Origin of the sequence: Vagococcus fluvialis (genome assembly GCF_048815235.1) — a bacterium.
In the GTDB taxonomy this organism is placed as follows: Bacteria; Bacillota; Bacilli; order Lactobacillales; family Vagococcaceae; genus Vagococcus.
The window spans coordinates 101,880-109,678 of the sequence record NZ_JBMEAO010000012.1; the positions used below are offsets into that span (position 1 = coordinate 101,880).

The following is a 7,799-nucleotide window of genomic DNA, read 5'->3' on the forward strand; positions in this document are numbered from 1 at the left end:
ATGATGTACTAAATTTTTGTTAACATTGTTCTACTGATGATTTCATCCTGAACGTCTTTACATAGCTCAACGAAGAAGGCACTGTAGCCTGCTACCCTAACAATTAAATCACGGTATCTTTCAGGATGAGCTTGGGCATCGATTAACGTTTCGTTATCTAAGTAGTTAAACTGCATTTCGCCGTTTCCTAAAATACTTGCTGTTCTTAATAACGTAATTAAGCCTTCTTCACCTTGAGGCGTATCTAAAAGTCCAGACATAATTTTAAAGTTATGAACCATACCAATATTCATTGTGTCATTTGACATTTTTGAAATAGATTTAATAATCGCTGTAGGTCCTTTATAGTCTGCACCTTGAGTTGGACTGATACCATCTGATAAAGGCGTCCAAGCGCTACGTCCATTGGCAGATGCACCTGTTAGTTGACCTAAAGGTGTGTTGTTTGAGATAGATAATGTTCCGTGACTTAAAACTGAGTATAATGTTTTAAATTTACGGTGTTCTGTTTCAGTAAAGTGAATTAAGTCTGAAGCAATTAAGTCAGCATAATCATCATCATTACCAAATTTAGGTGCATTTAAGCAATCCGTACGGATTTGATCGTAACCAACAAAATCAGCTTTTAAAGCTTCGTTTAACTCAGCTAAAGTGTATTTTTTATCTTCAAAAACTAATTTTTTGATTGCTGCCATTGAATCAGCATAAGTTGCTAAACCTGACCAAACTACACCTGGTCCAAAGTTATACATCGCTCCACCTGCAGACACATCTTTACCACTTTCCATACAGCCTTCATACATTAATGACATTAATGGTTTTGGTGCTAAATCACGGTGCACACGTTGAGTAATAACAGTTGCAACTGAAGACCATTTAGTAACATGTTTAATTTGTTCTTTAACAGCATGTTCAAACTCTTCATAAGTTTTGAAATCATTAATTCCACCAAAGTTTGGTGTCACTTGTTTGCCGTACCATAATGGCACACCTTGGTTAAGAACTAGCTCAATACAAATTGGCCATTGTGTATAGGCTGTTGAAGTCCATTGGTATAAACGGCCAGATTTTTGAGGTTCTACACAACCCATTAAACAATAATCTCTAGCGTCTTCAATACTAACGCCTTTAGAAAGCATCATCTTGATATGCGTATCATCAAAGTGACAAGCAGGGAAACCTAGACCCGCACGAACCACTGACACGATTTTTTTCAAGTATTCACGAGGTGATTTATTATGAATACGACAGGCTAATGACGGTTGATAGACTTTTACGTGGCGAACAGCATCCATTAATAGATAAGTTAATTCATTAGTTGCATCTATTCCTTGACGATTCACACCACCAACACACATATTGACAAATGGTTGGTAACCAGCGAAGAATTTAGAGCCACCTTCACTTGTAATCCACATCATTTCAGACATTTTAATTAACATACAACCTGATAATTCAAATGCTTGGAATTCATTCATACGACCTGATTCCATATCAGCTTTAAAGAATGGATACATGTATTGGTCCACACGTCCAATTGACATACCTGTTTGATTTTCTTCAACAACAAGTAATGATTCAATTGTCCAAACTGCTTGGATCGCTTCCCAATATGAAGATGGTTTGTATTTAGGTACTGTTGCGTTGATTCTAGCAATTTCTTTAAGTTCAGCTTTACGTTTTGGATTACTTTCTTTATTGGCTAATTCTAAAGCATAGTCAGATAAACGTTGCGCATAAATCATTACCCCTTCAGTCGTATCAATGATTGATTTATAGAAGTAGATTTTCTCAATATCATCTGGGTTCTCATAGTCTAAATTTTCCAAATATTCTTTCGCTTCGTTTTGGATGTCTAACATCCCTTTACCCATTAAAATGACATCGTATCCTGGGTTTGAGTCCCCACCACCATTTAATTGGTGATAAGAACAATCTGATACAAATGATTCACCAGATAATTCCCAAACACCTGCATCACGGAATTGGTCTTCACAATATTCATCAACTGATTGACCTTTCCAAAATGGGAATAACTCTTCACGCATGATTTTTTTGTCTTCTTCTGAAATGAAGAATGGATCTTGCGGACGACTTCCGATTGTTTCTAACTCTTCTTCCATCCATCGCCATGCAATATCAGGTGAGAAAGCTCCAGCTCTAGGCGCTCCATTTGGTGCCCCGACAATTAATTCATTTTCTTGAATCACTAATGGTGCTGTTTCACAACAATATTTAAAACATTTCGCTCTAAGAACACTCTTAGGCATACCAGGATTTTCTTTGGCAATTTTAGTAATTGCACGTGCTCTATGAGTTGTAATGGTAGGTACTTTTGTTAAATAGTTGTCCTTTAAGGCTTGTAAACGATCTGTAATGCCTTCAGGTAACTCAGTTTGACCACCATCACCTACATAAACACCACTTGCTTCTTCTTGTTCGATTTCTCGTGTTACAGAAGAAAACATTTTTAATAAAGCTTCTCTTTCATCTACGCCAAGCTCTTTAGTTGCTTCAGCTAACTTTTCTGAAAACTCTTTGATATCCATTAAAGTCCCTCGCTTTTCTTTTAATTGATTATTTCTTTTAATAAATCTGCAAATACGTTCAACTCATCTAAACCATCAATCACTTTTTCAGTCGTTTCTTTTGATTGACTTAAATGATTTCCATTTTGATAAGCGACACGACGTCGGTAAGTTAAGTCTTTTGGTGTCACATTTTCTGCTGAAAAACCTTTATTAGTTGTTAAGCCACCTAAGATCATTGACGTTGCCAATTTAGAATCGATTCCAATGCTATTTAATCCACCTAATCCATTAACAATGACACGACCCACTGGTTTTTTTAAAATGAATTCTGTAATAACCTGTTCATTTTCTGAATGAATTACTAAAGTATGACCATTCTTTTTATACTCTAATAAGGCAATACACTTTTCACATGCTCTTAACCAGTCCGGTTCAAGATAGTAAGTTAATAAAGGAATGGGTAAATCTTCAGCGTATGGATTTTCATCATTGATATAAGGCTGTTCAGAAACTAATACTCTTGTGGTACTAGGAACATTAAATCCCGCTTTTTGAGCCAAATAAATAGCCGTTTTTCCAATGTAATTGGAGGCTAACTTATCGTGATTTGGGAAAATTAGATTTAAGAGTAGTCCTTCCTCTTCTTGATTCATAAAATAAGCACCTTCAGAAATCAGTTGCTGTTTTACTAATTCTGCGATCGTATTTTCGACAATCACATACTGTTCAGCTCCAGGTAATAAACCATTATTTAAAGAACGACTTGTAATAATACTCTGACAAGCTTGATTAATATTGGCACTTCTTTCAATAAAAACAGGTGAAGAACCAACACCACCAAAAATGTATGGTGTTTTACTTGTTTCAATAACTTCAATACAATCTGTCGATCCAATATTGATAAATAAATCAAGAAACTCATGATTACATAACTCTCTTATCCCAAGTTTAGAGACACTTTGCATGCAACTAATAACATTATTTGGTCCATGAACTTTAGTAATAAGTTGACTTATCATATGGACTAACTGACTTGTTTCCTCAACAGCCTGTTTGTCCGGTATTACAACTAGTGAATTCCCCGTTTTAAGACAAATTAATGTTGTATACATTAAATTTAGAACCAAATTAGTTGCTGGTAATTTAACGCCAATAACACCTAGTGGAATACCAACTTCTGTTGGATTATTTGACTTGTCAAAATGTAATAAACCAACATATTGTTTTAACTCGTAGTCTTCTTTAAAACTATTAATGAATCGTTGGTATAATTCGATTTCATCTTTCTCATTTCCTAATCGAAGAGACTCATTTATTTGTTTAATAACTTTAGTTGATTCTGAATTGAAGCAGTCAATCAAACCTATTACCAATTTATCTAAGTAAGATTGTTCATATTCTTTTAGGGTTTCTTGAGCTACTTTTGCCCTCTCAACTAAAATTCTAGCTTCTTGAATGGATTGCAAATCCTTATCTTCAAAAGACATCTCATTCCCTCATTTCTTAAAGCTCTGTTGTTAACTGGTAACGATCAATTATTTTTCTTAAATCTAAATGAGGACTAGGAATAACCACTGAACTATAAACTTCAGCTCCCATTGCTTCCACTGCTTTTACGCCTGTTTCAACGGCTTGCTTACAAGCTGCTACATCTCCACGTACAATAACTGAGATATACCCTGAAGCCACGTTTTCAAATCCTAATAACTCAACGTCAGCTGATTTGCACATCGCATCAGCTGCTTCTAGTACAAAAACAATACCAAATGTTTCGATCGCACCAATTGCTTCATAACTTCTCATATAGTTTTCTCCTTACTCCTCGATATCCACATCATAAATTGAAACGATTTCTCCAACTGCTGGAATTGGTCTTGGCATAACATTTCTTGCTGTAAGTGTTCCAATTGCTGAGGCTGCTTGAGCCCCAGCTTCAACAGCGGCTTCAACAGCGGCTACATCACCTTTAACCATAATTGTCACAAGGGTTGATCCTATATTTTCATAAGAAACTAATTCCACATTAGATGCTTTAAGCATTTTATCTGCTGCATCTAAAGCTGGTACTAATCCTATTGTTTCAATTAGCCCAAGAGCTTCTTCACCATGATATTTCATCGCTTAACCTCCATTATCTTATCGGTAAGCTTGAGGGACATACTTGTCCACTGCAGCTCGACCATCATCCGTTATTTCAAAAGATAAAACCAACTCATCATCAGTACCTAATTTGTAATTTTTTAAAGAAAGATAGCCATTTGCTTCAAGAGCCATTAAATGATCTAAATACAATTCTTTGTTGAACTGTTTTTCTGAACCATAATCAGATTTCAAACTAGCCATTACTTCATCTAAATTAGCTATCTCTACTTTTTCTAAGTGATTTAAAACGGCCATTCTTGTTGGTAGTAACATGTTATTCACTCTCCTTTTTTAAAAGATCTAGTGGATTCATTGTTACTAAAATAGCTCCAGACACAATGACAATTGAACCGACAACAATTGTTGTTGTTAATGGTTGATTTAAGAATAGGACGCAGAATAAGACACCCCAGAAAGCATAGGTAACATTAAGTGACATACCAATAGCAGTCCCAACTGTTGAATTAGCTTTATACCAAGTTAAGAATGAAACAGCTGCGCTAAGTCCTGAAAGGATTAACCAATAAACAGGTTTAATCGCTAAAAATGTCTCTCCTAATAATGGAAATGCCCCAACTGCTGGAACAATTAATACTAAAACAACTAATCCTGAAATTAATTCACGCATATTTACCGCAACGTCTGTATCAATCATAGCTCCACCAAAACTTGATAACACGCCTTCTAATCCCCAACAAATAGCTGCTACTAAAGCAAAAATAATACCTAATGTGAAGTTTTCAGCTCCTTCTGGTTTGGTCCAGTTAATAACAATTGCACCTACCACACAGATAAGCATTCCGACAATTACTCGAGCTGTTGGACGTTGTTTTAAGAAAATCCAAGCAAACAAAGCTCCAAATAAAGCACAAGTCGCTGAGATTGGAATAGCATATACACCTGCTAAAGCTAACCCAATTAGGTAAGCTCCATTAGCAATTGGACCTCCTAATAAAAATCCTAAAACTAATAACTTACCTGGTTTCGTTTTTAATGTACGACGCATTTCTTTAAGGCGTCCTTTTTTAGCATTGAAAAAGAGTAAGAAAATACCTGCAAATAAATCATTTAAACCTGAGCATATAAAAGGTGCTGCTAAAATTCCCGCTGCACTAACTAATGGATCATAACCACTAGCCACCATTACTAAGGTTGAATAAATTCCGTAAGTCAAACCTGAGATTAAACCATTGGAAATCCCTGTTCTTCTAAATTTTTTGTTCAGCGCTTTCATTTTGTCATCTGCAGTTCCATATGACACTGGTTTAGATGACATTCTTACATCTGTTTTTTTACTTTCCATGCTGTTCTCCTTTTGATGATGTTCTTATTTTTTCGGTAAAATAGTTTCAACTTCGCCGTGTGGTCTTGGAATGACATGAACAGATACTAATTCCCCAACACGTTGAGCTGCAGCTGCTCCAGCATCAGTAGCTGCTTTTACCGCACCAACATCACCACGTACTAAAACAGTTACTAAGCCTCCACCAATTACTTCTTTACCTACTAAAGAAACATTTGCTGCTTTTACCATTGCATCTGCCGCTTCAATAGATCCGATTAAACCTTTTGTTTCCACCATTCCTAAAGCATCATAAGCCATCTTTTTTTCCTCCATCTTTTTGGTTATTTAATTTATAATGTTACTTTACATCATCCCCTTAGATGGAAGGTCAACAACAATCATTATTTATTTGTTAAAAACTTCACTTTCAACGATAACACAGTCTTTTTTACTCTTTGGATCACTTACTTTTGATTTTATTTTTAAAAAGTATTCTCTTTTTAGTCACAAAAACAGCTTTTATAAAAATTTTTATTTTATTAAATAACGCTATCTATAAAAAACACGTTAAAAGCAAGCGTTTACAGTTATATAAAATAACATAAATAAAACTGTCCCCTTAACGTCACAGTTACCTTCTCATCTTGCAAAAGCCTATATTGATGGGTTAGAATAGACTTAAGTTTTCAATAGAAGATAGAAATACATTTTTTTATAACTACTAGATAGTATGATTTACATTTAATTAGTTACTTATTTTGAAAGGGATTACCTAAGGGGAGGAACATTAAAATGACTCATGTCGGCGTGGAAATGTGTTTAAAAGATAAACTAGCTCCTAAAGAAGCTGAAGAGTACTGTCAATTGTGTAAACGCCAACTTTTTACGATTGGTCAAGTTTCAAGAGAATGTCACATATCAAAAAAAGCCCTTCGTTTTTATGAAGAAATCGGTGTTGTCATTCCAGATAGAATTTGTCCTGTTAATGGCTATCGTTATTATACCCGTGATACTATGAACTTAATTCCTGTTATTAAATACTACAAACAAATCGGTTTTAAGCTCCAAGAAATGCATGGTGTTCAAAATAATAAAACTTATTTTTACCACGAACAAAACTTCATTTCAAAACTAGATGAGTTAACGATTGAAAAACAAAGAATCGTTGACTGCCATACAGCAATCAACGATTGGTACAATCTATTAAGAGAAGCTTCAATGGTGATTAAAAACAACTTAACACATATCAATATCAAATTTTTACCTCCTACTAAATACTATTATTTAGAGCAACCTTTTGATTATCAATACCAAGAATCTGTTATTAATATACCTTGGGTTAATTACTTAGAAAAAAACAACTGTGAAATAACTGGACCTGTGATTCTCAATTTCTCCTCTTTTCAAGAGAAAATGGCTGGTACCATCACCCAAGCAAATATCATCCAACAACCTGTAGGGCAATTAAGCAAAACCATACCGTGTCAAGAAATCAATTACACCATGTATGCTTCTTTGTATCATATTGGTGATCCTAAAACTATTAATGAAAAATATGAAATGATTCAAACATGGGCAGATGAAAATGACTATGCTCTTGAAGAAGGTTCATTCGAAAGATATGTTGTTGATTATTGGTCAACAACTAATATTAACGACTTTGTGACTGAGCTTTTAGTGCCATTACAGAAGAAATAAAAAAAGCGAGGCTGTAACATAAGTAGTTACAGTTCTTAAATAAAAGAATCGAAATTCGAAAATCTTAAAAAGATTTTTGGATTCCGATTCTTTTTTGTTATCTATTGGTTTATTTTTCTGATTTACAGCCAATTTTATTATAT

General features: G+C 34.6%; 8 protein-coding genes. 1 reads left to right on the forward strand and 7 read right to left on the reverse strand.

Annotation, left to right across the window (positions count from 1 at the left end):
* Positions 1-8: 8 nt before the first annotated feature.
* From cutC to eutM, 7 genes are read right to left on the reverse strand one after another with little or no spacing between them, the layout of a single operon-like run.
* Entirely contained in the window at positions 9-2,549 is a 2,541-nt protein-coding gene (cutC, locus tag ACODH8_RS09250) for a choline trimethylamine-lyase (RefSeq protein ID WP_332465907.1), read from the reverse strand.
* A gap of 20 nt (positions 2,550-2,569) precedes the next feature.
* The gene (locus ACODH8_RS09255) at positions 2,570-4,018 is read right to left on the reverse strand and encodes an aldehyde dehydrogenase family protein (RefSeq protein WP_332465908.1); all 1,449 of its coding nucleotides are present in this window, start codon (positions 4,016-4,018) and stop codon (positions 2,570-2,572) included.
* 16 nt (positions 4,019-4,034) lie between these two features.
* Positions 4,035-4,334 carry a BMC domain-containing protein gene (locus ACODH8_RS09260; RefSeq protein ID WP_332465909.1) on the reverse strand — a complete coding sequence of 100 codons (300 nt, stop codon included), beginning with the start codon at positions 4,332-4,334 and terminating at the stop codon, positions 4,035-4,037.
* A gap of 12 nt (positions 4,335-4,346) precedes the next feature.
* On the reverse strand, positions 4,347-4,649 hold the full coding sequence (locus tag ACODH8_RS09265) for a BMC domain-containing protein (protein ID WP_332465910.1): 303 nt from the start codon (positions 4,647-4,649) through the stop codon (positions 4,347-4,349).
* Positions 4,650-4,667: 18 nt separating this feature from the next.
* A complete protein-coding gene (locus tag ACODH8_RS09270) occupies positions 4,668-4,946 on the reverse strand; it encodes a hypothetical protein (RefSeq protein WP_332465911.1) in 279 nt (92 codons plus the stop codon).
* Position 4,947: 1 nt separating this feature from the next.
* Positions 4,948-5,976 (reverse strand): DMT family transporter, encoded by a 1,029-nt coding sequence (locus tag ACODH8_RS09275; RefSeq protein WP_420517681.1) that lies wholly within the window; start codon positions 5,974-5,976, stop codon positions 4,948-4,950.
* A gap of 24 nt (positions 5,977-6,000) precedes the next feature.
* Positions 6,001-6,276, reverse strand: coding sequence for an ethanolamine utilization microcompartment protein EutM (gene eutM, locus ACODH8_RS09280; protein ID WP_086341666.1), 276 nt, complete (start codon positions 6,274-6,276; stop codon positions 6,001-6,003).
* Positions 6,277-6,750: 474 nt separating this feature from the next.
* Here eutM and ACODH8_RS09285 point away from each other — a divergent pair, with 474 nt between their 5' ends.
* Positions 6,751-7,656 (forward strand): MerR family transcriptional regulator, encoded by a 906-nt coding sequence (locus tag ACODH8_RS09285; RefSeq protein ID WP_332465912.1) that lies wholly within the window; start codon positions 6,751-6,753, stop codon positions 7,654-7,656.
* Positions 7,657-7,799 lie beyond the last annotated feature (143 nt).